Origin of the sequence: Rhodococcus sp. ACPA1, from assembly GCF_002300195.1 — a bacterium.
In the GTDB taxonomy this organism is placed as follows: domain Bacteria; phylum Actinomycetota; class Actinomycetes; order Mycobacteriales; family Mycobacteriaceae; genus Rhodococcus_F; species Rhodococcus_F opacus.
This window is the reverse complement of record NZ_NSDX01000004.1, coordinates 1,356,626-1,379,450: the sequence shown is the minus strand read 5'-3', so window position 1 is coordinate 1,379,450 and position 22,825 is coordinate 1,356,626. Positions and strand designations below refer to the sequence as shown.

20 protein-coding genes and 1 pseudogene are annotated in these 22,825 nt (G+C 66.3%); 10 read left to right on the top strand and 11 right to left on the bottom strand.

Features of this window, described 5'->3' with window-relative positions; all coding sequences use genetic code 11:
- The first annotated feature begins 121 nt into the window (after positions 1–121).
- On the top strand, positions 122–997 hold the full coding sequence (locus CJ177_RS24375) for an alpha/beta fold hydrolase (RefSeq protein ID WP_095868794.1): 876 nt from the start codon (positions 122–124) through the stop codon (positions 995–997).
- Positions 998–1,003: 6 nt separating this feature from the next.
- Here CJ177_RS24375 and CJ177_RS24370 read toward each other — a convergent pair whose 3' ends face one another.
- Complete coding sequence (locus CJ177_RS24370) at positions 1,004–1,456, bottom strand: cupin domain-containing protein (RefSeq protein ID WP_095868793.1); 453 nt, start codon at positions 1,454–1,456, stop codon at positions 1,004–1,006.
- 218 nt (positions 1,457–1,674) lie between these two features.
- On the opposite strand from CJ177_RS24370, the gene CJ177_RS48405 reads away from it, so the two are divergent.
- Complete coding sequence (locus tag CJ177_RS48405) at positions 1,675–2,457, top strand: ATP-binding cassette domain-containing protein (RefSeq protein WP_257014664.1); 783 nt, start codon at positions 1,675–1,677, stop codon at positions 2,455–2,457.
- A gap of 21 nt (positions 2,458–2,478) precedes the next feature.
- Here CJ177_RS48405 and CJ177_RS24360 read toward each other — a convergent pair whose 3' ends face one another.
- Genes CJ177_RS24360 through CJ177_RS24330 form a run of 7 tightly spaced genes read right to left on the bottom strand, consistent with a single transcriptional unit; the run spans position 2,479 to position 10,615 of the window.
- Entirely contained in the window at positions 2,479–3,825 is a 1,347-nt protein-coding gene (locus CJ177_RS24360; RefSeq protein WP_095868792.1) for a phenylacetate--CoA ligase family protein, read from the bottom strand.
- Positions 3,826–3,841: 16 nt separating this feature from the next.
- A complete protein-coding gene (locus tag CJ177_RS24355; RefSeq protein WP_095868791.1) occupies positions 3,842–4,996 on the bottom strand; it encodes a CaiB/BaiF CoA-transferase family protein in 1,155 nt (384 codons plus the stop codon).
- The gene (locus CJ177_RS24350) at positions 4,993–5,784 is read right to left on the bottom strand and encodes an enoyl-CoA hydratase/isomerase family protein (protein WP_073366928.1); all 792 of its coding nucleotides are present in this window, start codon (positions 5,782–5,784) and stop codon (positions 4,993–4,995) included. The genes CJ177_RS24355 and CJ177_RS24350 overlap by 4 nt, the downstream gene beginning before the upstream one ends.
- A gap of 53 nt (positions 5,785–5,837) precedes the next feature.
- Positions 5,838–6,959 carry a CaiB/BaiF CoA-transferase family protein gene (locus CJ177_RS24345; RefSeq protein WP_095868790.1) on the bottom strand — a complete coding sequence of 374 codons (1,122 nt, stop codon included), beginning with the start codon at positions 6,957–6,959 and terminating at the stop codon, positions 5,838–5,840.
- Positions 6,960–6,984: 25 nt separating this feature from the next.
- On the bottom strand, positions 6,985–8,151 hold the full coding sequence (locus CJ177_RS24340; protein WP_005250148.1) for an acyl-CoA dehydrogenase family protein: 1,167 nt from the start codon (positions 8,149–8,151) through the stop codon (positions 6,985–6,987).
- 10 nt (positions 8,152–8,161) lie between these two features.
- Positions 8,162–10,111, bottom strand: coding sequence for an AMP-binding protein (locus tag CJ177_RS24335; RefSeq protein ID WP_061043302.1), 1,950 nt, complete (start codon positions 10,109–10,111; stop codon positions 8,162–8,164).
- Between the two features lie 51 nt (positions 10,112–10,162).
- Positions 10,163–10,615 carry a MaoC family dehydratase gene (locus tag CJ177_RS24330; protein WP_061043303.1) on the bottom strand — a complete coding sequence of 151 codons (453 nt, stop codon included), beginning with the start codon at positions 10,613–10,615 and terminating at the stop codon, positions 10,163–10,165.
- A gap of 295 nt (positions 10,616–10,910) precedes the next feature.
- On the opposite strand from CJ177_RS24330, the gene CJ177_RS24325 reads away from it, so the two are divergent.
- Both CJ177_RS24325 and CJ177_RS24320 read left to right on the top strand, forming a co-directional pair.
- On the top strand, positions 10,911–12,161 hold the full coding sequence (locus CJ177_RS24325) for an MFS transporter (RefSeq protein WP_231913827.1): 1,251 nt from the start codon (positions 10,911–10,913) through the stop codon (positions 12,159–12,161).
- Positions 12,162–12,255: 94 nt separating this feature from the next.
- Positions 12,256–12,648, top strand: a complete 393-nt coding sequence (locus tag CJ177_RS24320; RefSeq protein ID WP_143548702.1) for a WhiB family transcriptional regulator — start codon at positions 12,256–12,258, stop codon at positions 12,646–12,648.
- Positions 12,649–12,722: 74 nt separating this feature from the next.
- Here the strand turns inward: CJ177_RS24320 and CJ177_RS24315 are convergent, their stop codons facing one another.
- Entirely contained in the window at positions 12,723–13,433 is a 711-nt protein-coding gene (locus CJ177_RS24315) for a TetR/AcrR family transcriptional regulator (RefSeq protein WP_005250143.1), read from the bottom strand.
- A gap of 146 nt (positions 13,434–13,579) precedes the next feature.
- Here CJ177_RS24315 and CJ177_RS24310 point away from each other — a divergent pair, with 146 nt between their 5' ends.
- Together CJ177_RS24310 and CJ177_RS24305 are read left to right on the top strand one after the other, a co-directional pair.
- Complete coding sequence (locus CJ177_RS24310; RefSeq protein ID WP_095868789.1) at positions 13,580–14,971, top strand: APC family permease; 1,392 nt, start codon at positions 13,580–13,582, stop codon at positions 14,969–14,971.
- Positions 14,968–16,113, top strand: coding sequence for a serine hydrolase (locus tag CJ177_RS24305; RefSeq protein WP_095868788.1), 1,146 nt, complete (start codon positions 14,968–14,970; stop codon positions 16,111–16,113). Before CJ177_RS24310 ends, CJ177_RS24305 begins: the two co-directional genes overlap by 4 nt.
- Positions 16,114–16,205: 92 nt before the next feature.
- Here the strand turns inward: CJ177_RS24305 and CJ177_RS48400 are convergent.
- Both CJ177_RS48400 and CJ177_RS24295 read right to left on the bottom strand, forming a co-directional pair.
- Positions 16,206–17,186, bottom strand: a pseudogene (locus CJ177_RS48400) (amidohydrolase); the annotation flags it as partial.
- A 31-nt stretch (positions 17,187–17,217) separates the two neighbouring features.
- The gene (locus CJ177_RS24295; RefSeq protein ID WP_025433480.1) at positions 17,218–17,577 is read right to left on the bottom strand and encodes a carboxymuconolactone decarboxylase family protein; all 360 of its coding nucleotides are present in this window, start codon (positions 17,575–17,577) and stop codon (positions 17,218–17,220) included.
- Positions 17,578–17,866: 289 nt separating this feature from the next.
- On the opposite strand from CJ177_RS24295, the gene CJ177_RS24290 reads away from it, so the two are divergent.
- The 4 genes from CJ177_RS24290 (at position 17,867) to CJ177_RS24275 (ending at position 22,762) form a co-directional block, all read left to right on the top strand.
- A complete protein-coding gene (locus CJ177_RS24290) occupies positions 17,867–18,679 on the top strand; it encodes an enoyl-CoA hydratase/isomerase family protein (protein ID WP_197436213.1) in 813 nt (270 codons plus the stop codon).
- A gap of 203 nt (positions 18,680–18,882) precedes the next feature.
- Positions 18,883–19,701 (top strand): IclR family transcriptional regulator, encoded by an 819-nt coding sequence (locus tag CJ177_RS24285; RefSeq protein ID WP_257014663.1) that lies wholly within the window; start codon positions 18,883–18,885, stop codon positions 19,699–19,701.
- 249 nt (positions 19,702–19,950) lie between these two features.
- Positions 19,951–21,321 carry an MmgE/PrpD family protein gene (locus CJ177_RS24280; RefSeq protein WP_257014662.1) on the top strand — a complete coding sequence of 457 codons (1,371 nt, stop codon included), beginning with the start codon at positions 19,951–19,953 and terminating at the stop codon, positions 21,319–21,321.
- Between the two features lie 46 nt (positions 21,322–21,367).
- Entirely contained in the window at positions 21,368–22,762 is a 1,395-nt protein-coding gene (locus CJ177_RS24275) for an MmgE/PrpD family protein (RefSeq protein WP_095868787.1), read from the top strand.
- Positions 22,763–22,825 lie beyond the last annotated feature (63 nt).

Sequence of the window (22,825 nt, the reverse complement as noted above, 5' to 3'; positions counted from 1 at the left end):
CACCATCCAGAACGGCGACCCCGACCAGCCCGCCTCCGACTTCGCAGCCCTGCTGAAAGTCTGATTCCCTCCGGCCGCCGGCCCCCACCGGGCCGGCGGCCGATGACGAGAAAGAGAGCTGATGGACGCCCAGACCACAGCCCGGCCGATCCCCGTCGAGTTCACAGGATCCGGTGGGGTCCGTCTTGTCGGTGATCGGTGGGAGACCGACGATCGGCCGACCGATTCGACAGAGGGAACCGTTCTCCTCCTCCACGGCGGCGGCCAGACCAGGCACTCGTGGGATCGCACGGCGGCGCGACTGGCCGAGGGTGGCTGGCGCGCGGTCACTCTCGACGCGCGCGGCCACGGAGACAGCGAATGGGCACCCGAATACTCGGCCGAGCTTTTCGCGGCCGACCTCGAGGCGGTTCTCGCGGACCTCGGCGGCCGTGTCGTCGTCGTAGGAGCCTCACTGGGCGGCCGAACGGGCATCGTCGTCGCGGGCGAACGCCCCCGTTCCCTCGCCGGGTTGGTGCTGGTCGACATCACGCATCGGATCGACCGCACCGGCCAGCGGAGGGTCCGCGACTTCCTGGGCGCGGCGCCCAACGGGTTCGCCTCGCTCGACGACGCGTCCGCGGCCATCGACGCCTTCCGCGGCACGCCACCCCGCCGTCGCCGCAGCGACGGGTTGCGAAAGAACCTGCGTCGCAGAGGTGACGGTCGCTGGTACTGGCACTGGGATCCGGCCTTCGTCGGCTACGCGGACAACCGCGGCAATTCCGACGAGCGGCGGCTCGCCGCCCTGGCCGCCCGGATCACGGTTCCCACCTTGATAGTTCACGGAACGAGGTCGGAGATCGTCTCGCGGGAGGCGGTCGACGAGATGCTCGCCCTGGTGCCGAATTCCGAGGCCGTCGAAGTGGACGCGGGGCACATGATCGCCGGCGAGGACAACGAGGCGTTCGCCCTGCACCTCGAAGGCTTCCTAGAACGGGCTCTCCCCTCACGCTGAGCAGAGTCAGCCCTTCGTGCCTGCGACCATCACCGCGACCATCGTCACCGGCTTGTCCGTTCGGTTGCTCCACGCGTGCTTGTTGCCCCGGTTGATCACCGTGTCACCCGGCCTGAGCAGGGTCTCACCCGTCTCGTAGATCGCATAGATCTCACCGTCGATGATCGTCGCGATATCGACGGTCTCGGTGGCATGCAATCCAACGATCTCGTCGCTGTCCGCCTTGGCGCCCTCGCCGTGCAGTTTTCCGATCGACGCCGCGTAGACAGCCGGATCGATTTCACTGTCGGGTGGAAATGTCGCCAGGCGGACGACGAGCCCACTGGCGGGCGGCGCGAGTTCCACCTCGGGCTCGAGGGTGTCGCCGTCGGTGAAGACGGCGGGGAGTGCATCGACCCTCCACACGTCGTTCACGGAGAAGGCAGGCAGTGCGACCCGAGTGCCGGTGGTCTCGTCCACGACAATCGTCGACTTGCCGTCGGCGTCGACCGGCGCCCGTGCAACGGAGTGTCCAGATAATTGGACACTTTCACCCCGGCTCCCCGGCCTACGTTCAGCATGGCGAACTCGCCGAATCAAGAACCACGGAGGTTGCATTGACGACTCGGAACCCATCGGCGACCAAACGAATACGGTCGACTCAGCGGATGCGGCGAGCGCGAATACGTACGACCGTAATGGCGATCAGCCTTGCTGCGACCGTGTCCGCCGGCGCTGTTGCCAGTCCCTCGGCAGGCGCGGCTCCCACGAATGATGCGACGGGGCCGAGCTACCTCCTGGTCGGTGGCACCGGTTCGTCGAACATCGGGGTGTTACGCGAATCCGGCGGTCGACTGACTCCCGTCGGGCAGCCCGTGCCCACCGATACCGGCACGCTGTCGATCGCGGTCACAGCGAATGGTCGATTCGGTGACGATCCCCGGAGCGAGGAGCGGTCTGTCCATTCCGGTGGGCGAGCGCACGCGGTGACTGCAGCGAAGGAAGGAGCCGATGTCCGTGATCAGACCGGGCTCGACGCGGTCATCGCCAACGCCGGCCTGTGGGATCTCGGGCCCAAGTCCTGGGAAATCACCGACCCGCGTGCCCGGAAGACGTTGGCGCAGAGGTTCGTCGACCAGTTCGAGGTCCGCACCCTCGCGCCCGGCAAGGCCACCCTCGAGGAGTTGAGCGGTGGAAATCAGCAGAAGGTCGTACTCGCCAAGGGACTGACCCGCAAGCCGCTGGTCGCCATCATCGACGAGCCCACCCGCGGTGTGGATCTGGGCACGATTCCGGAAATTCACGCGATGATCCGCGCTCTCGCCGACGACGGAGTCGCGGTGGTGGTCATCTCGTCCTACCTGCCCGAGATCCAGGCACTGTCCGATCGGGTCCTGGTCGCACGCGCGGGCAGCATCGCAGCCGAGTTCTCGCCGGAGGAAGCCGACGAGGAGAGCCTCATGTTCGCGGCGGTGCACTGACGCGCAGCGCCACGACCTCCGTCACGACACCCGTTCGACGAGATTCACCTTGACGTGGTCCGGTCGCGCGAGGGTGCGGTCGGGCACGAGCTCGACCACCGCCTTGACGCCCAGCGCCGACCGGACCCGCTGCTCGATCGACGACCGCAGGTCGTCCTGCTGCTCGGTACCGAGTCCGTCGGAATACTCCACGACCAGCATGAGCGGCTTCTGGGTCGAGTGCCCCTCGAAGTCGACGCGGATACGCATCTCGCCGGTGGTGGCCGGCGCCAGCTCCGACACCAATTGCTTGACCGCGGAAGGAAAGAGGTTGATGCCGCGCACGATCAGCATGTCGTCGGTCCGGCCGACGCACCGCACCTTGTACCCGGTGCGGCCACATGCGCAGTCGGTGCCGGTGACCACCACGTGGTCGCGGGTGCGGAACCGCAGCAGGGGTGACGCCTGCCTGCGCAGCGCCGTGTACACCAACTCTCCCCGCGCGCCCGCCACGGGCGCGACGATTTCGTCGGTCTCCGGATCGATCAGCTCGGCCACCATCAGGTCCGGGGAGAGGAAGTGCATCCCGTCACCCGCCTCGCACTCGCCCCAGTAGATGCAGGCGATGTCGGTGCCGCCGAGCATCTCCCGCGACGTGGCGCCCCACAACGACTCGAGCTTGCCGCGTACCGCGGGCAGGCCGCCACCGGGCTCGCCGCCCACGCTGATCGCGCGCACGCCCAGATCGCGGGCCTGCAGGCCGAGGATCGACGGTGTCTGCTCGGCCAGATACGCCAGGAAGTTCGGCGTGCCGATCAGCGCGTCGGGCCGCTGGTCCGCCTGCACACGCAGGAGTCGCTCGGCGCCCGCCTCCGCGCCGATCGGAATGTCGACGATGCCCATGTACTGCGCCATCTGCACGACGGGGATCCCGCCGACGAAGCCCTTGCTCATCCCGAAGCCGTGCAGCAACCGGTCGCCGGGGCGAAAACCGTTGGCGTACAGGGCCCGCGCGCCGAGTTCGCACCAGACGTCGATGTCGCGCCGCGTCAACCCGACGTAGGACGGGCTGCCGGTGGTGCCCGACGACGCCTGGATCTGCACGATGTCGACGGCATCGGCAGCGACATGGTTTCCCAGCGGCGGCGTGGCCGCCAGACTGTCCCGCAGTTCCTGCTTCTCGGTGAACGGCAGGCCCGCGAGGTCCTCCACCGTGCGCACACGGGTGACGTCGACGGAATGCTCGGCGAACTTCGCCTGGTAGAAGTCGCTGCGGGCGGCCAGATAGTCGAGTTGCTCGCGCAGCCGACGGTTCTGCAGATCCGCAGCGTCGCCGGGCGCGAGCGATTCGACCGCGCTCCAGTGCCGTGCCGAATGGGGAACAGCCATGGTGCGATCCCTCTTCCTACTCGAATTCGGCCCGGATGGCGTTGGTGTGCGCGCCGAGGGCGGGCACCGCGCCGCTGCGCACCGGCCAGCCGTCGGCCACCGCGGGCGGCAGCAGCGCCGGCACCGGGCCGGACGGGGTACCCACCTCACGCCACCGTCCCCGCTCGACCAGCTGCGGGTGCTCGGCCAGGTCGCGCACGCTGTTGAGCCGGGCGTTGCCGATCCCCGCGGCGTCCGCCGTCTTCTGGATCTCCGCCAGCGTGTGCTCCGCGCACCACGCCCCCACGACCGCGTCCAGTTCGTCACGCGCCTCGACGCGATTGTCATTGTGCGCGTACGGCGGTTCGTCGACGAGCTCCGGCCGGCCGATCATCTCGGCGAGGCGTCGCCACTCCCGGTCGTTGGTGGTCCCGAGCACCGCGGTCTGCCCGTCGGAGGTGGGGTACGCGCCATAGGGCGCGATCATCGGTGAGCCCATGCCGACCGGCACCGGCTCGGTGCCGGCGTGGATCACCTGATTGAGGGCGAACCCCATCATCTCGGCGACGGTGTCGAGCATGGCGATCGGGATGACCGCTCCGCGTCCGGTCCGCTCCCGGTCGTAGAGCGCCGCCAGCACCGCGGAGTACGCGTACAGCGCGGTGCCGACGTCGGCCACCGGGATGCCCGGCTTGGCCGGATTCCCCGGTGTGCCGGTGATGCTGCAGGACCCGCCCTCCGCCTGGATGAGCAGGTCGTACGCCCTCTTGTGGTCGAGGGGACCGCCCTTCCCGTAGCCGGAGATGTCGACCACGATCAGGCGCGGGAAGTCACGCGAGAGGTCCCGGGTGCCGATCCCCAGCCGGTCGAGCGCGCCGGGCGCGAGGTTACTGACCACGACGTCGGCGGTGGCGAGAATGTTCCGGAAGATCCCCATGTCGGCTGCGGACTTGAGGTCCAGCGCCGCCGACTCCTTGCCGTGGTTCAACCACGTGAAGTGTGCGGACATCCCGCCGACCACGGAGTCGTACGCGCGCGTCGAGTCGCCGTAGCCCGGGGCCTCCACCTTGATCACGCGGGCCCCGAGGTCGGCGAGGTGGCGCGTGCAGAGAGGCGCCGAGATGGCCTGCTCCAGTCCGACCACGGTGATGCCGGCGAGCGGCCCCTGCGTTTCCTGTTCGGTTCCGGTCACGAGAACTTCGGCTCCCGCTTCTCGCGGTGCGAGGACACGCCCTCGACCACGTCGGGACCGCCGAAGCCGTAGAACTCCAACCCCAGTGACGCGTCGAAGATCGGCATGGCCTGCCGGTACCAGCCGTTGAGGGCCATCTTGGTGCCCTGGATGCCGGCCCGGGAGCCGGCGGCCAGCTTCCGCGCGATCTCCATCGCCCGGTCCTGCACCTGGTCGTCGTCGACGCACAGCGAGACCATGCCGATCCGCTCCGCCTCCTCACCGGTGAGCACCTCGTTGGTGAGCAGGTGGTACTTGGCCTTCGCCATGCTCGTCAGCAGCGGCCAGCAGATGGCCGCGTGATCTCCGGCGGCGACACCCAGCCGGACGTGGCCGTCGACGATCTTGGTGCGGCGGCCCGCGACGGAGATGTCGGCGAGCAGCGCGGCCACGAGGCCGGCACCGGCGGCCGGTCCGTTGATCGCGGAGATGATCGGCTGCGGGACCTCGATGATGTTGCGCACCAGGTCGCGTGCCTCACGCATCACCCGGGTCCGCGACGCGTAGTCGCCGATCATGGCCTCGACGAGGTCGAAACTGCCTCCCGCCGAGAACGCCCGCTCACCGGCGCCGCGAATGACCACGGCGCGCACCGACTGGTCGAGACCGATCACCGGCCAGATGTCGGCCAGCTCGCGGTGCGCGTCCGGGCCCACCGCGTTGAGGTTCGGCCCGTCCAGCATGATGCGGAGAATGCCTTCTTCCGGGCGGTCTACCTTCACGGACGTGAAGTCCTCGTAGCTGGTCACTGTTGCTTCCTTCCTGGGAAATTCTCGGGTCGATCGGTGCGCCGGCGGTTCGGTCAGTCGCCGAGGCCCCACCGCGACGCGACGTCCGCGGTCGCGATCGTGCCCACCCGCGGTGTCTCGGGTTCGCGAGCGGGTGTGCCGCTGAAACGCGGCGCGGGCATCGGATGCAGGACACCGCCGACGGTCCGGTACACGCCGCGCTGGGTGTTGTGGGGATCCACCGCGGCTTCGTCGAACGTGAGCACCGGGGTGACGCAGGCATCGGTACCCGCGAACACCTTCTCCCATTCGTCACGGGTGCGGCACTCGACCGCGTCGCCGATGAGCTTCCGCAGATGCGGCCATGCGGCGCGATCGTTCTGGTCGGGCCAGTCGGCGGTGTCGACGCCGAGTCGCGAGGTGAACTCCCGGTAGAAGTCGGGTTCGAGCGCGCCGACGGCGATGTAGCCGCCTTCCGCGCACCGATAGGTGTCGTAGAACGGTGCTCCGGAGTCGAGGAAATTCGTCCCCGGATCGTCCGAGTAGAGGCCCGCGGCGCGCAGGCCCTGCAACTTGGCGGTGAGGGCCGCGACACCGTCGACCATCGCGGCGTCGATCACCTGCCCCCGCCCCGTGCGGGCGGCGGAGACCAGGGCGCACGCAATGCCGTACGCGCCCATGGCGCCGCCTGCCGCGTAGTCACCGAGCAGGTTGATCGGCGGGCGCGGCGCACTGTCGGACCGTGCCATGGCGTGCAACGCGCCGGACTGCGCCACGTAGTTGATGTCGTGTCCGGCGTCCCGCGAACGCGGCCCCGTCTGTCCGTAGCCCGTCAGCCGCACGTAGACGAGGCGCTCGTTGCGTGCCATCACCTCGTCCGGTCCGAGCCCGAGCCGTTCGGTCACGCCGGGCCGGTATCCCTCGATGAAGACGTCCGCGGCTTCGGCCAGGCGCAGCACACTCTCGCGTCCGTCCGCGTCCTTGAGGTCGACGGCCACCGCGTCGACGCCCCGGTTGACCACGTCGACTTCCTCGGTCAGACCGTCCGTCTGGCTGAGGGCGCGGGCCGACCGGTTCGGTGGCCGCACCACCCGCACCACGTCGGCTCCCATGTCGGCGAGCAGCATCGAGACGTACGGCACCGGGCCCATTCCCGCGAGCACCAGTGCCCGGACTCCAGCCAGCGGACCGGTCATCGTCACACTCCTTCGTCGGTGGGGCTCAGTACGACCGCGGCAGGCCGAGCACCTGCTGCGAGACGTAGTTGCGCACCATCTCCTGCGAGAACGGCGCGTTGCGCAGGAGGCGCACCTCCCGCCACAGCCGCTCGATGTGGTACTCCTTCGCGTACGCGTAGCCGCCCAGTGTCGAGAACACGCGGTCGCACGCTTCGAAGCCGGCCTCGGCGCCGAGGTACTTCGCTGCCGCGGCCTCGTGCCCGCACTCCTGCTTGTCGTCGAAGAGTTTCGCGGCGTGCATCGCCATGCGCTCGGCCGCCTCGAGGCGGATCCACGAGTCCGCGAGCGGATGGGCGACGGCCTGGTTCTGGCCGATCGGGCGATCGAACACCACCCGGTTCTTCGCGTACTCGGTGCCGATCTCGAGGGCCGCGCGGCCGAGGCCGATGCCCTCCATCGCGACGACGATGCGTTCGGGGTTGAGTCCGTCGATGATGTAGTAGAAGCCCTTGTCGACCTCGCCGACCACGTCCTCGTCGGCCACGAACAGGTTGTCGATGAACAGTTCGTTGGTGTCGATGGCCGCGCGCCCGAGCTTGTCGATCTCGCGGATCGTGACGTGCTTGGGGTCGAGTTCGGCGAAGAAGATGGTCATCCCGTGCAGCGGCTTGTCGTCGCGGCGCGGCGCCGTGCGGGCCAGCAGCAGGATGCGGTGCGCGTTCTGGGCGTTGGTAATGAACACCTTCTGGCCGTTGATGACCCAGCCGCCGTCGACCTTGGTCGCCTTCGTCTTGATGCGGGACGTGTCGACACCGGCGGTCGGCTCGGTGATGCCGAACGCGGTGAGCATCTCACCCGAGGCCAGCTTGGGGAGATACTTCTTCTTCATCTCCTCCGAGCCGTACCGGACGATCGGCGCCGGAGGGAAGACGTAGAAGTGGATCGCCGAGCCACCGCTCATGCCGCCGCCGGACGACGCGATCTCGCCCATCATCACGGCAGCCTCCTGCAGGCCCAGACCGATCCCGCCGTACTCCTCCGGGATCATCGCGCCGAGCCAGCCCCCGTCCGCGAAGGCCTTGATGAAATCCCACGGGTATTCGTGCTTGTTGTCCTTGTCGAGCCAGTAGTTGTTGTCGAACTTCCGCGCCAGCTCGCGAGTCGCCTTGCGGACGATCTCGATGTTGCTTTCGGTGTCGAAATCTGCCATCTCAGTACTCCTAGTCTTCGCCCGCGTACACGGGAATGTCCTCGAGCGGCGTCGCCGGGTCGAGCGACGACATGTCGCCGATCGGGGCACCGATGAACCGCGACCGGATGGCGCGGCGCATGATCTTTCCGTTCTTCGTCTTCGGCAGCGTCGGCACCGTATAGACCTCGGGCGCAAAGGATTTGCCCGCGTTAGCCAATGCCGTCGCCTGCAGGTCGTCGTTGTCGACACCGTCGGCGCGCAGAACCGCGAATGCCACCGCGCGCTGACCGCGCATCTCGTCCGGCACGCCGATCACCGCGACCTCCGTGATCCGGTTGTCACGCAGCAGGGCGGCCTCGATCTCGGCGGGCCCCACGCGGCGCCCGGAGAGCTTGATCGTGTCGTCCGAGCGGCCGTGGATCCGCCACATGCCGGCAGAGTCGACGCTCGCGAGGTCGCCGTGCACCCAGACGCCGTCCCAGCGACTCCAATAGGTGTCCAGGTAGCGGTCCCGGTCCTGCCAGAAGGCATGCGTCATCCCGGGGAACGTGTTGAGCACCGCGAGTTCGCCGATCTGGCCGACGACGGGCTTACCGTCGTCGTCGAGGACGGCCGCATCGACGCCGGGCAGTGGCCCGGTGAACGCCGCCGGCGCGGCGGGGAGGAACGGGTAGCCGACGAGGATCCCGCCACCGACCTCGGTGCCGCCGCTGTAGTTGACGATCGCGCGCTCTCGCCCGCCGACCTCGTCGAACAGCCAGAACCAGGTCGGCTCGTCCCAGGCCTCGCCGGTGGAGACGAACGTCTTCAGGGTCGGCATCGCCGGAGCGCTGCCGTCGCCCGCCGCCTTGAGTGCGCGTGCCGCCGTCGGTGCGATGCCCTGCACGGTGACACCGTTGCGGTTCACGATCTCCCACATACGATTCGGTGTGGGGTGGGTGGGCAGGCCCTCGATCATCACGATGGTCGCACCGAGCTGCAGCGGACCGGTCATGAGCATCGGGCCCACCAGCCAACCGAGGTCGGTGATCCAGGAGACCACGTCGTCGGCGTGCACGTCGAAGCCGTAGGCGAAGTCGACCGCGGTCTTGGCCGCGAAACCGCCGTGCGAGTGCACGATTCCCTTCGGCCTGCCCGTCGTTCCGGACGTGTAGACGATGGCCAGCGGATCGTTCGACTCGGTCTTCGCGGTCGGCACCGGCTCCGGATCGGCCGCCAGTTCGTCGTAGTAGACGTCACGGCCTTCCTGCATCGGCACGTCGGTTCCCAGGTGCCGGATCACCACGACGGAGCGCACCGTCGGCGCCTGGGCGAGTGCGGCATCTGCGGTCGCCTTCATCTCGACGACCTTGTCGCGGCGCGTCGTGCCGTCGGCGGTCACCAGGAGGACGGCGTCCGAATCCTGCAGACGCGTGGCCAGGGCGTCGGGCGCATATCCACTGAACGTGGGCACCGCGACCGCGCCGATCATCGCGATCGCGAGAAAGGCCACGGCGGCCTCGGGCACGACCGGCATGAACAACACCACACGATCGCCCCTACGGACTCCCAGGCCCGCGAGGTGCGCCGCGAATCGGCTCACCTCCGCCGCGAGTTCCGCGAAGGTCAGCGTGCGCCGCTGTCCCCCGTCGCCCTCGTAGACCACCGCGGTCTTGCCGGCGAGGGCACCGCGTGCGTGCCGGAGGGCCGCCAGTTCCGCGACGTTGATCCGGCCACCGGGGAACCATCTCGGGAATTCCTTGCCCTCGGACTCGTCGAGAACACGGTCGAACGGCACCGAGAACTCGACGTCGAGGTCGGCGAGCGCCTCGCGCCAGAACCACTCGGGATCGGCGACGGCGCGACGACCCAGCTCGGCGACGGCGGCGGCGTCGTCGCCGAAGCCCCAGCTCTTCATCGCCGCGAGCAGCCTCGCGCGCTCGCGCACCGCGGGGCCGGGAACCCAGGCCATCTCCTCGGGCTGGCTACTGATGCCCATTTCCGTGTTCTCCTCGTCTGGGACTGTCGGTCGTCGGGTCGGGGTGAGCGATCAGGCCGACTTCTTGAGCATCAGGCCGACGCGGGTGGCGTCGCACACGATCTCGTCACGCTGGTTGATGCCGTAGTGACGGAAGGTGACGATGCCGGAGTCGTTGCGGCTCTTCGACTCCCGGGCCGACACGATCTCGGTGCGCACGTGGATGGTGTCACCGTGGAACACCGGCTTCGGGAACTTGATCGAGTCGAAGCCGAGGTTGCCGAGGGTGGTCCCGTACGTGGTGTCGTGCATCGAGATACCGGCAACGAGGCCGAGGAGGAACAGGCTGTTCACCAGACGCTGCCCGTGGATGGAGTCCTTGCTGTACTCCGCATCCAGGTGGAGCGGCGCCATGTTCAACGTCATCGTGCTGAACAAGACGTTGTCGGTTTCGGTCACGGTGCGGCGCACCTCGTGATCGATAACCATTCCCGGTGCGAATTCCTCGAAGTACAGACCCGGCATGTGACGTCCTTTCTCTCGAGCGACGACGAGTACGACCGTCGGTCGCTGCAGTTCGTATCCTCACCCTAGATTAAATATATTATGCATGCAAGGTCTCGATATTTAGTGCCCGATGTATTGCACAACTCGCGTTTCAGGTGAATAGTATATGATGTATAACACACAGCGTTGACGGAGTGATCTCGACGACCAGAACGAAGGGCACCCTTACGTGAACAACACTGAAGAAAACCTCATGACCAACCCTGTGCCCACGCAAGTCCCGCGGTCCGAACCGACAACAGAACCTCGCAAAGTGACCGCATGGGGTATCACGGGAATGCTCGTGGTGCTGTACCTCATGAACGCGTCCGACAAGGCGGTGTTCGGCCTCATCGCCCAGCCGCTCAGCGAGGATCTCGGGCTCAGTGCGTCACAGATCGGCTTCACCGGCAGCATGTTCTTCCTCGCCTTCAGCTTCGGCGGCTTCTTCGCGGGACCGATCAACAAGGTTCTCGCGCTCCGGTGGTCCATCGCGATCATCGCCGTGCTGTGGGGCGTCGTCATGCTGCCGCTCGTCGTGTGGTCGACGTTCGCAGTCCTGCTCGCGAGCCGGATGCTCCTCGGGCTCACCGAGGGGCCGACATCCGCGCTGCTGCACACGGCCGCCTACTCGTGGCATGCGCCCGCGAAGCGAGGTCTGCCGAGCGCGCTCATCATCAGCGGAAGCATGCTGGCCAAGATGGCCGTCGTTCCGATCCTCGCGCTCGTGGTGGCCGAGTACGGGTGGCGAGCAGCCATCATCGTGCTCGCATTCGCGACCACACTGTGGTGCATCCCGTGGCTGCTGACCTGGCGTCCCGGCCCGTACACCGTGGGCGGCAAGCACACGTCCGCGGACGACGCCACCGACAGCGAGCCGGCAGTCCGCTGGCGGCGTCTGCTCACCTCGAGGACCTTCGTGTCCGCCGTCCTCGTCGCGATGAGCGCCTACGCGCTCATGACCGTCGTGCTCACCTGGCTGCCTTCGTACTTCGAGCAGGGATTGGGATACTCCCGCCTCGAGTCGGGCACTTTGTTCGCGGCACCGAGCTTCGTCGGGCTCGCGACGCTCATCGGCGGATCCTGGCTGAGCGATCGCGGGATCAGCCGCGGCCTGTCCATCCGCCTGGTCCGCGTGGTCGTGCCGTGCGTCGGCGTCATCGTCGCCGGGGTGCTGCTGGTGAGCCTGCCGGCCCTGGGGTCTCCGCTTCTCGCGGTCTGCGCGGTCTCGGTGGCGTACGGGCTGGTTGTCGCGATATTCCCGCTGCTCAATGCCGCGGTGATCGCGACGTGCCCGCCGCGCCAGACAGCCGGTGTCATCGGCGCCTTCTTCGCGTTACAGGCCATCGGCGGGATCATCGGGCCGTGGTCGATGGGGATCGTCGTCGACGCCTCGGCTAGCAAGATCGACGGGTACCAGGCGGCGTTCCAGTGTCTGGGCATCGTGGGTGCCGTCGTCGCGATCGTCGCACTGATTCTCGCCGACCCGGCGCGTGATCGCGAACTCCTCCGCGTCACGCGCTGACCCGCCGGCCATCCGCTACGCATTCCGCATTGTGCCCAGCACTTCTGGCAACCGTCAGTAGTGCTGGGCACAAACGTCTGTCCTCCGGCCGGCGATGCTTCGGGCCGGTTGCCCCTTCTCGTCGTTCAATATATTATGTTTTCAGTGTCGGCATCGGCACGACATACCTCGTCGAACGATCGGAGCGTGTTCTGTGAGAACATCGCACGCCGCACCGGATGGCGATGTCGCCCCTGAGGAATGGCGGCTGCGCGCGCGGTGCCGTGGCATGGATATCACCGTGTTCTACCTCGACGAGGACGGCAAGAATTCCCAGCTTCAGAGTGAGCGCATCGCGAAGAATATTTGCCGACGGTGCCCGGTGATCACTGAATGCCGCCAGTACGCCATCCATTTCGGCGAACAACACGGCGTGTGGGGCGGATTGACTCCGCGGGAACTCGGCGCTGCCAGAAAATGGAGCCGCTGGCAGAGGAAGCCGGGGTAGGGCTGTAGCGAGCGCCTGCATATCGAACAGGCAGCGGGTTTGGGTTTGCAATCGGTGCGTTCGCTCACGATTCGCTACGCGGACTCGGCGCTCTCGCGCTCGGCGGCCGCCAGCACAGCCTCGACCACCAGATCGTAGATCGTCCGACGATCGATTCTGGTCAGCTCCGTGATGTGGGCACGGGCCGTCGGATACTCGCCGTCGGGAAGATGCGCGTAGATGCGCGTCCACGACGCGGCGTCCTTCGCCTGGATCTCGGAGTCCAGGGTGGCGAGTACGGCGACCTGCCCGGCGAGCCCGAGCGTGGCGTCGGCGAATGCCCGGTAGTACCGGACCGTGGCTTCGCGTGACAGACCCGACCGCGCGAACGTCTCGAGGATCAGCTCGACCATTCGGCGCTCTGCCGGACCGCCCGTCGTGCGGGCGAACGTCAGCGCCGCGATAGCAGGTGAGCGGACCGCGGTCGCCCAGATCCGATCGGCGATGCGCCGCAACGTGTCCTGCCAGTGCTCGCTGTCGGGCACCTCTCCGATCTCCTCGAGCTCGACGGCGGTCGCATGGTCGTAGACGGCCAGCAGCAACTCGTCCTTGTCACGGAACAGCCGGTACAGAGTCGTCGCATCGACCTTCAGTTCCTCACCGAGACGACGCATCGTCAGCCCCGCGGCGCCGTCACGCTGAGCCAGTTCGAACGCGGCCTTCACCGCGGCTTCCTGCTGCAGCCCCTTGCGTTCACGCCGCGTCGTCCGCGCCGGCGTTGTGGCGCGAACGGTGTCCTTCGCCATCGTGCTCCCCTCGATCCCTCGACCGATCCACCGTAGCAATACAGCACCTGCGCATCGCGCTACCCACAAAGTTGTCAACAGCGTTGACAACATCGTTTCGGCAGAGTTTAGTGGTCGTCGCCACAGCACTACTTCAAGGAGTTCGCATGACGGAATCGCGGGTCGCGACAGCGACTGACGAACCACAGTTGACGCCGCGACTGACACTTCCGTCAGTAGTGGCATTCGGGTTGTCCTACATGGCTCCGAGCCTGGTCATGATCATTTTCGGCGTCATCGCAGTCGTCAGTGCCGGCACCGCGCCCACGGCGTTCCTGGTCGCGACAGGGGCGATGCTGCTCACCGCACTGAGCTACGCACGGCTGGCGCGCATCTACCCGGTCTCGGGTTCGGCGTACTTCTACGCCCGCCGCAACCTCGGCTCGGCGGCCGGGTTCCTGGTCGGATGGGCGATCCTGTTGGACTACCTGTTCTTGCCGATGGTCGCGTGGCTGGCGCAGTCGATCCTGCTCAACGCACAGTTCCCGGCGGTTCCGATCTGGCTGTGGATGTTGATCAACGCCGGCTTGACGACGGCGATCAACGTCATCGGGATCGCGCTTGCCGATCGTCTCAACCGGCTGCTGCTCGCCGTCTCCACCTTCTTGGTACTGCTCTTCTTCGCGTACTGCATCAAGTTCCTCGCCGGCAATCCGGTCGCCTCCTACGGCGAACCGTTCTGGAACTCCAACAGCACGGTCGCCGGCATCTCCGCGGCAGCGGCGATCGCGGCGTACTCGTTTCTCGGTTTCGACGCGGTGACCACACTCGCCGAGGAGACCAAGGACGCCGCGCGAAACATCCCCCGGGCCATCATCTGGATCGTCTCGATCGGCGGCGTCATCTTCTTCGTCGTGGCCTATGTCATGCAGCTCGTCCACCCCGGCGACATCTTCGACGACGCCCAGGCCGCGTCGTACGCGATGTCGGTGCAGGTCGGTGGTCAGTTCTTCGCCGATTGGACCAACCTCGCGGGAATCATCGCAGGATCGGCATCCTGCCTGGCCGTCCAGCTCAGCTCGAGCCGTCTACTGTTCATCATGGGCCGCGACGGCGTGCTTCCCCGCCGATTGTTCGGAAAGCTCAACGGCCGTACCCGGACTCCGGTGTTCTGTGTGCTCGTCACGGGCGGCATGTGCTTCCTCGGTATGAACATGCCGCTCGAAACCGCGACGGGATTCATCAACTTCGGCGCGTTCACGGCCTTCACCGCGGTCAACCTCTGCGTCATCGTGTACTACCTGCGGAACTACGCCACACGGCAGTTGAGTGCCGTCCGCTTCGTGGTCATGCCGCTCGTCGGCGCCGCCGTGACGCTGTACATGATCACCCAGCTCAGCGAGCATGCACTGATCTCCGGAATCTCCTGGTTGGCAATCGGAATCGTCTACCTCGTCTGGCTCACACGCGGCTTCCGCCGGCCGACACCCGAAATGAGCTTCACCCACGAGCAGGCGGTCATCGTCGCCGCCGGACAGAGCAGCGAGGCCGTGAAATGATCGATACCAAGTCGTTTGTCAGCCTTGCGGATTGGCAGAGCCCACCGACCAACCGGTACACCTTCGGCCGAATGCGGCAAGTCGTGCCGACGGCACAGGTGGCTGCCGGATCGGCGCCACTGCGACTCACCGACGGCGACCCGCTCGATCTCGATCTCCCCGTCGGCACCGAAACGCTCCGTTCGGTACTCGACCGCACCTACACCGACGGATTCATGGTCCTCCACAACGGCAGTGTCCGCGCCGAGCTGTACCCCGGAGACCTCGAACCCGGCCGGACGCACATGCTGTTCTCGGTCAGCAAATCAATCGTCGGAACCGTCGCGGCACACTTGATCGCAGCCGGTCTGCTGGACCCCGAAGCCGCACTCACCGAGTACATTCCGGAGCTTGCAAACTCCGGTTACGCGGGTGCCACTGTGCGCCACATCCTCGACATGCGTTCCGGCATCCGATTCTCCGAAGAATATCTGGAACCGGGCGCCGAGGTGCGCTACCTCGATCAGGCCGTGGGCTGGATTCCGCGCGTCGACGATTGGGTACCGCCGTCGCTCTACCAGTTCCTTCCGATGCTGAAAGCGGCTCGCCCCCACGGCGGCCCTTTCGAATACCGATCGTGCGAAACGGATGTACTCGGCTGGGTGTGCGAACGCGCCGCCGCCGACCGTATGCCGGCGCTGCTGTCGCGGCTCGTGTGGTCGAAGTTCGCCGCCGACGACATGGACGCCGGGGTAGACCGTGCCGGAGCCGTTTTCGCGGACGGCGGCCTCGCCGCGACGCTCCGGGACGTTGCGCGATTCGGTGAGATGCTCCGCCGCGGCGGACGCATCGGCGCCGAACAGGTCGTGCCGCTGCACTGGATCGACGATTCCCTACGTGGCGCGCCCGATTCGTATGAGGCATATTCCCAATCGCCGACCGGAACGCCGTTCCCGGGCGGAATGTACCGAAATCAGTTCTGGATTCCCCACCCCGATCGGCGTGTGCTGTTGTGTCTGGGAATCTACGGTCAGTCCATCTACATCGACATCGACCGGGGCGTCGTCGTCGTGAAACTGTCGTCCTGCCCGACACCGGTGAACGACGAACTGGACAACGCCGCATTCGCCGCGGCCGAGGCCGTCGCCGCAGCGTTGGCCTGAACGGTCACAGCATCAGGGCGTGCGGAGGCCCCCGGTCCACGACCGCGGGGGCCGCGCAAGTCCGCCTGTCCAACGGACGGGATTCGGTAAACACGCCTCGCCGTACGACTGAACAATGCCGTTCTCTCCGAGGCAGAGAAGGCTTCCGTAACGGACTTCAGCGCATTCCACAGGGGCACGAATCCGCACGATCGAGCATCCGGCGGAAAGTTACTCTCCATCATGCAGCGGTCCGCACCAAACGCCTCCACCGCGGTTTCGACGTATGGGCGCCAGATCTCTGCCAGTTCATCCGAACCGGCCTTGGTCTCCCGACTTTCGAGGCCGAAACCCCAGAAGGGCAGGCCTAGACCACCGATCTTGCAGACGACGTTGGGACGTCGAGCAAGATCATGCAGGGAGTCTCGCCAGCTTCGAAAGATTGCGGTGCTCTCCTCAGCGTTCGTTTCCATGGCTATCGCCAACCCCAGATGGTTCAGGATCATCGTCGTCTCTGGAACGGAGTCCGCCAATCTGCTCAACTCTGGGAGCTGATGGTGGAGGACGGCGGCGTCGAAAGTGAGTTCTCGTTTCCCGAGCTCGCGCAGTCCTGACACGAGTCCCGGGCGGCGGATGAGTCCACTCGGGGGACGGTGTGTGATGTACCGATACGGCGCCTCCGACGGGTGTTCGATCAGTATCTGTCGGACCCCACGGAAGCGGTCGGGTGCGGTCGAGAGCGCGAGATCGAGGAACTCTCCCGCGGGCTCGCCGACGGTGAGGTCTGCGTAGCCCACAATAGCGGCCGAGACCCGGCAGGGTCCGTAACCGCCGCTGTCACTCATCGCGGCCACGCCGTTGGCGAACTCGACCTCACCAATCGCGCGCAACTGCGCCGGACCGTAGGTGCGTGCCATCGCCTGGGTTTCGACGTACACCGAGGCAACGATGTTGTGCCCCGCCGAGGCATCCGCCAGATAGTCCTCGAACATGTAGCGACCGGTCGGGCGGTCGAAGAGGTGGTGGTGCGAGTCGACGATCTCGAGGTCGGGATCGAGGATCGGTTCACTCGTCCTGCCGTTGTGTTCGGTCATAGTGGTTCCCTTCCTGCTGCGCAGACCTAGGTCAGCTCGTCGGGATCGCTGCATCATTCTCTTGTTCCAGGACGGTCTCGAGCGTCGCTATCGCCGTCACGGCATTGGGCCATCCTGCGTAGAACGCGAGATGGGTGATGATTTCGACGAGTTCATCTTGTTGTACGCCGTTGTCCAATGCCCGCGAAAAATGCCCCGGCAGTTGGTTTTCCCGGCAGAGCGCGACCAGCGCAGCCACGGTTATCAGACTGCGGTCGCGTGGGGACAACCCAGGTCGCTCCCAGACGTCACCGAACAGCACATCGTCTGTCAACGATGCCAGCTTCGGCGCGAGAGTGCCGAACATCCTCTGCGCACGGCTGACAGTTCTCTCTTCGGCATCTTCGGTCATCGGTCTCCTTCGAGGATGGGATCGGTCGTCACGGCGGTCGCCTTCGCGCCGCACGTTCGACAAGTCGGCGCGTGCACCGTTGTCGCCCGGCACGGAGATACTCTACCTGCATCGCACCTTGTGCTGCATTATATATTGAGTACAGTTCGCGACATTCCCCACGTGCGCGGTTCTCGACTCCCCGGCGCGGCTGACGGTCCGGCCGAGTAGCCGGTCCAAACCCAGGCACCGTCCATCCACCGGTCGTCACTTCGGTCGACCAACGACATCGATGAGAAACGGAGACGTTGTGGCACCTGAAGCAACGACCACACCGATCGCCGGTGGCCACGTAACGGTTACCCGTCGCGGCGCTGCCGGCGTGATCGAACTCAGCAGGCCCGAGAAGTTCAATGCGCTGAGCCGGGCAGCCTTCGAAACCATTCGTGCGGCAATTGACGAGTTCGAGCAGCCCGACTCCGGCGTCCGGTCTGTGCTGATCACCGCGCAGGGTAGACACTTCAGCACCGGGGGCGATCTCGCAGAAGCAAAGGTGATGATGCGAGACCCGACACTGCTCGACGACTTCCTTCTACTGGTCCACGAGACCTTGCAGCGACTGGAGAACAGCCCACTGCCCGTGATCGCATCGTGCCGGGGCCTGGCTCTCGCGGGCGGGCTCGAGCTGGCACTGTGCTGCGATGTGGTCTTCGCTGCGAGCGACGCTCGTTTCGGCGATCAGCACGTGCAATACGGGCTGGTGCCGGCTTGGGGTGGAACCCAGCGGATTCCGCGGCTCATCGGACTCAGCCGGGCACTCGACCTGATGTATTCAGGCCGATGGATCGACGCCGAAACCGCGCTGCGCTGGGGGATCGTCAACTACGTGGTAGACCCCGAGCGATTGGACGAAGAAGCGACCAAATACTGCAGCGTCTTGGCCTCCCGGAGCCGGCCCGGGCTGGCAGCCATGAAACGGCTTGGGCGTGGTGCGCTCCACAACACCCTGAATCTTGGTCTGCACCTCGAGCGAGAGACAGTTGTCGGGGCCATGGCCGGAGGGGACCCGGCGGAAGGCATCGCCGCCTTCGAGGCGCGGAGGCATCCGCACTTCACAGAGTGAGGTCCCCGACCGAATGGACGGATCGGGCACGCGTGGTGCGATGGCACTGCCCGATTCCCGAATCCGCCCGATTCAACGCCTAGGGCGAGCGAGTAAAGTCATTCTCCGTCCACACATGCTCGATCCGCGTGCGAGGACTCGACTGGAGCGTTCGGGTAGCTCTCTTCAGAATGGTCCTGCGGATTCAGGTAGGTGATCAGCCGATGCCGGCGCGTGGCGAGTCGATGATCGAGCGGGTCGTGCGCGTGCTCGAAGCGTTCAAGGACGCCGGTGGTTCCCTGACCGCGTCGGAGATCGCACGCCAGGCCGACATTCCGATCCCGTCGGCGCATCGTATCGTCACGGAACTCGTCGGCCTCGGGATCCTCGACCGCGACGCCGACCGCCGGGTCCGAATCGGAATGCGGTTGTGGGAGATCGTGACCAGATCGTCAGGCGTCCTCACACTCCGCGAGATCGCGCTCCCCTACATGGAAGATCTGCGAGACGTAGTCAACGCGCCCACCCTGCTGTCGATACTCGATCGCAACGACGTCATCAACGTCGACACCCTGTCGTCGCGGCAGCCGAGCGCCACGAACGTGACGCAACCCGGCGTTCGCCTACCCGCGTTGGCGTCGTCTCCCGGCATGGTTCTCGTCGCCTTCGCGCCGCCGGAAGTGCGGGAGCGAATCCTCGAGGAGGCCAAGGTCACTCGCTTCACCGAGCACACCGTGGTCGACCGCACCGAACTTGCACGGATCGTATACGAGACCCGTCGAGTCGGGTATGTCGTCGCACGGCAATGGATCTCGCCCGACGCCACCGGAATCGCCGTGCCGATATTTTCCGACGACGGTACCGCGCTCGCCGCGCTGTCCGTCACGACGCCGTTCGGTGTGGGCGTGCCGTCCGATCTGCTGCCGGCACTGCACACGACCGCCCGCGGCATCTCCCGGGCGTTCCTTGCAGGCAGCGGGCACACCAACCCCCGATTGACCCTGCTGATGCAGCAGATCCGGCACGCCACCGACCCCACATGAGCTGCCCCACTCTTCCACGTTGTTGAGATCGGTCTCACTAATTGTTTCTCGTTGACCGAGAAAGCTACTTCCGTCTGCTTCGGCGGTGAGCGAATCTCGACCTGACAGAAAACGGAATGAGAGCGGCGACCTCGGACGCGAAACGAAGCGGACGAGGCGAGATACGTGACCGGCCTCGAGGTCGAGGTCGGCGCAGGACGGACGCCCGAGTAAATGACCAGATACGAGATCCAGAATTCAGAAGACCCGATGAGCACTCTGTGCCGCATGGCTGTGCAGACCGGCTACACGGATCTGCCGGAGGACGTCGTCCGCCACGCAAAGCACACCCTGCTGGACTGTATGGCCGTGATGATCGGCGGCTCGGGCATGGACGGCATCCCGGCGATCGTGGAGATGGTCAAGGACAAGGGCGGAACACCACAGTCCGTCTTGCCGTTCTATGGCGGCCGCGTCCCGGCGACGGAGGCGGCACTGGCGATCGGGCCGATGCCTCGCGCGATGGACTGCGGCGATCTTCACGAAGAAGCGGGCCACATCAGTGAATACATCGTTGCGTGCCTGCTCGCGGCAACCGGCCTGCGGCCGAACGTCACCGGAGAGGAGTTTCTCACGGCGTTGGTAGTCGGCCAGGAGACTCTCATTCGCGTGGGGTCCGCCTACAAGCTCATCAGCTCGGCCGTGAAGTCCAATGACTGTGGCGGCCACTACATATTCGGGGCTGTCGCCGCGGTCGGGAAGCTCCTCGGCTTCTCCCAGGAACAGTTGGAGAATGCCCAGGGGATCGCACGCACGATGACCCAGCCCCACACGATGGCGATTTACGCACCCGCCACCCTGATGGTCCGCGTGCACCACGGTCTGGTCTGCCAATCCGCGATCACCGCCTGCCTACTCGCAGAAAAGGGCATCACCGGACCGCGGCAGGAGGTGCTGACGGGTGCCAACGGATACCTGCGCACGGCCCGCTGGCAAACGGATCCCGATGCACTCACTCGTGATCTGGGCGAGCGCTGGGAAATGACGCAGATCATCACCAAGGGCTACAGCGCCTGCTACTTCTCCCACTCGTCGATCGACGGAATCCTCGAACAGATGCGCACACACGATTTCGCTGCCGGCGACATCGCCGAGATCCACATCGATGTCTCCACCTCGGGCTGGCGCGCCGTGTGCGAGCCGACCGACAAGAAGTGGCATCCACAGACGGTTCCGGAGTGCCAGTTCAGCCTGCCGTACGCCGTCGCGACCGCTGCGATCGACAAGAAGGTCTTCTTGCAGTCGTACGCGGCCGAAGCCCGGCAACGCCAGGACGTCCGCGAGCTGATGTCGACGATCTCGGCCACCGAGGACCCGTCCGTGTCGGATTGGGGAGCCCGGCTCACGACCACGCTGCGAGACGGCCGCAAGATCGTGACCGAGCACGTGTACGTCAAGGGGCACCCGGAGAACCCGTTCAGTGAGCAGGACTTCATCGACAAGTTCCGGATGTGCGTCCCGTTCTCGGTGCTGCCGCTCAGCGAGCGGGTGGTCGAGGCGATGGTCGACGACATCCTTGCGCTGGAGAAGGTCGACGACGTGGTCGCGGCGCTGCTTCTCCCACTGACCCCGGCGGCCTGAGCGCCCGGTTCGCTCTCCCGCCCCGAACACCGCAAAGGACACACACATGGGCACCCTCCCACCCGTCGAAGAAGCCCTCGCCCGGCTCGTCACCGACCTGACCTTCAACACCCTCCCCGCCGACGCACTCGCCGGCGCCCGCCGCCTCATGCAAGACCAACTCGCCCTCCAAATCGGAAGCGCATCACTGCCCTGGAGCCAGGCCGTCCTCGCACTGACCCGCACCGCGCACGCCCCCGGCAAATCCCACGTCGCCGCCACCGGCGAGAAGATGAGCGCCGCCGACGCCGCCTTCGTCAACGCCACCTACGGCCACGGCTTCGAATACGACGACGCCCACCGCGCCAGCTCCTCCCACCCCGGCAGCACCGTCGTCTCCGCCGCCCTCGCCATCGGCGAAGAACTCGACGCCACCATGGCCGAGGTCATCACCGGCATCGTCGCCGGCTACGAGGTCTACACCCGCATCGGCAACCTCGCCGCACCCGAACTCCTCGAACGCGGCTTCCACCCCCACGGCCTGCTCTCGAACTTCGGCGCCGCCGCCGTCGCCGCCAAGATGCGCGGCTTCGACGCCGAGACCACCGCCCACGCCCTCGCCATCGCCCTCAGCCACGCCTCCGGCACCACCGAATACACCTCCTCCGGCGGCTCCATCAAACGCGTCCACTCCGGCATCGGCACCCGCAACGGCATCCGCGCCGCCGACATGGCCGCCGCCGGCATCACCGGCCCCACCACCTTCCTCACCGGCGGCAAGGGCTTCTACCGCACCTACGTCGGCCGCCCCGTCACCGACGACGCCGCCGCCACCTTCGGCCCCGACCGAACCTTCGAAATCACCCGCATCTGGATCAAGCCCTACTGCTGCTGCGGCATCAACCACGCCTACATCGACGGCGCCCGCCACCTCACCGCCCGCGCCACCGACATCGACTCCATACTCCTCGGCATCCAGACCGGCGGCGACGTCGTCATCGGCAACAAGAACGCCAACGCCTACGCACCCAAGATCATCGAACACCTGCAATACAGCCTGCCGTTCCAATTCGCCCTCTCCGCACTCGGCAAGGGCAACGGCTTCGCCACCCACCACGCCTACCTGGCCGGACAACTCGACATCGGACCCGGCAGCGACATCGCCGCCCTCGCCCAGAAGGTCAAGATCGAAGTCAAACCCGAACTCGACACCGCCTACCCCGGCCGCTGGGTCGGCGACATCACCGTCACCTACACCGACGGCACCACCGAACACCTATTCATCGACAACCCCACCGGCACCGCCGAAAACCCCATGTCCCAACACGACCTCGACGCGAAATTCCGCGACGTCACCTCCACCTCACTCGGCACCGAACGCGGCAACACCCTCCTCCACACCATCCAGAACGGCGACCCCGACCAGCCCGCCTCCGACTTCGCAGCCCTGCTGAAAGTCTGATTCCCTCCGGCCGAGGGCGGGCCCATGGCCAGACGTCATGAGGAAAACGTCCCCAGGAATTAC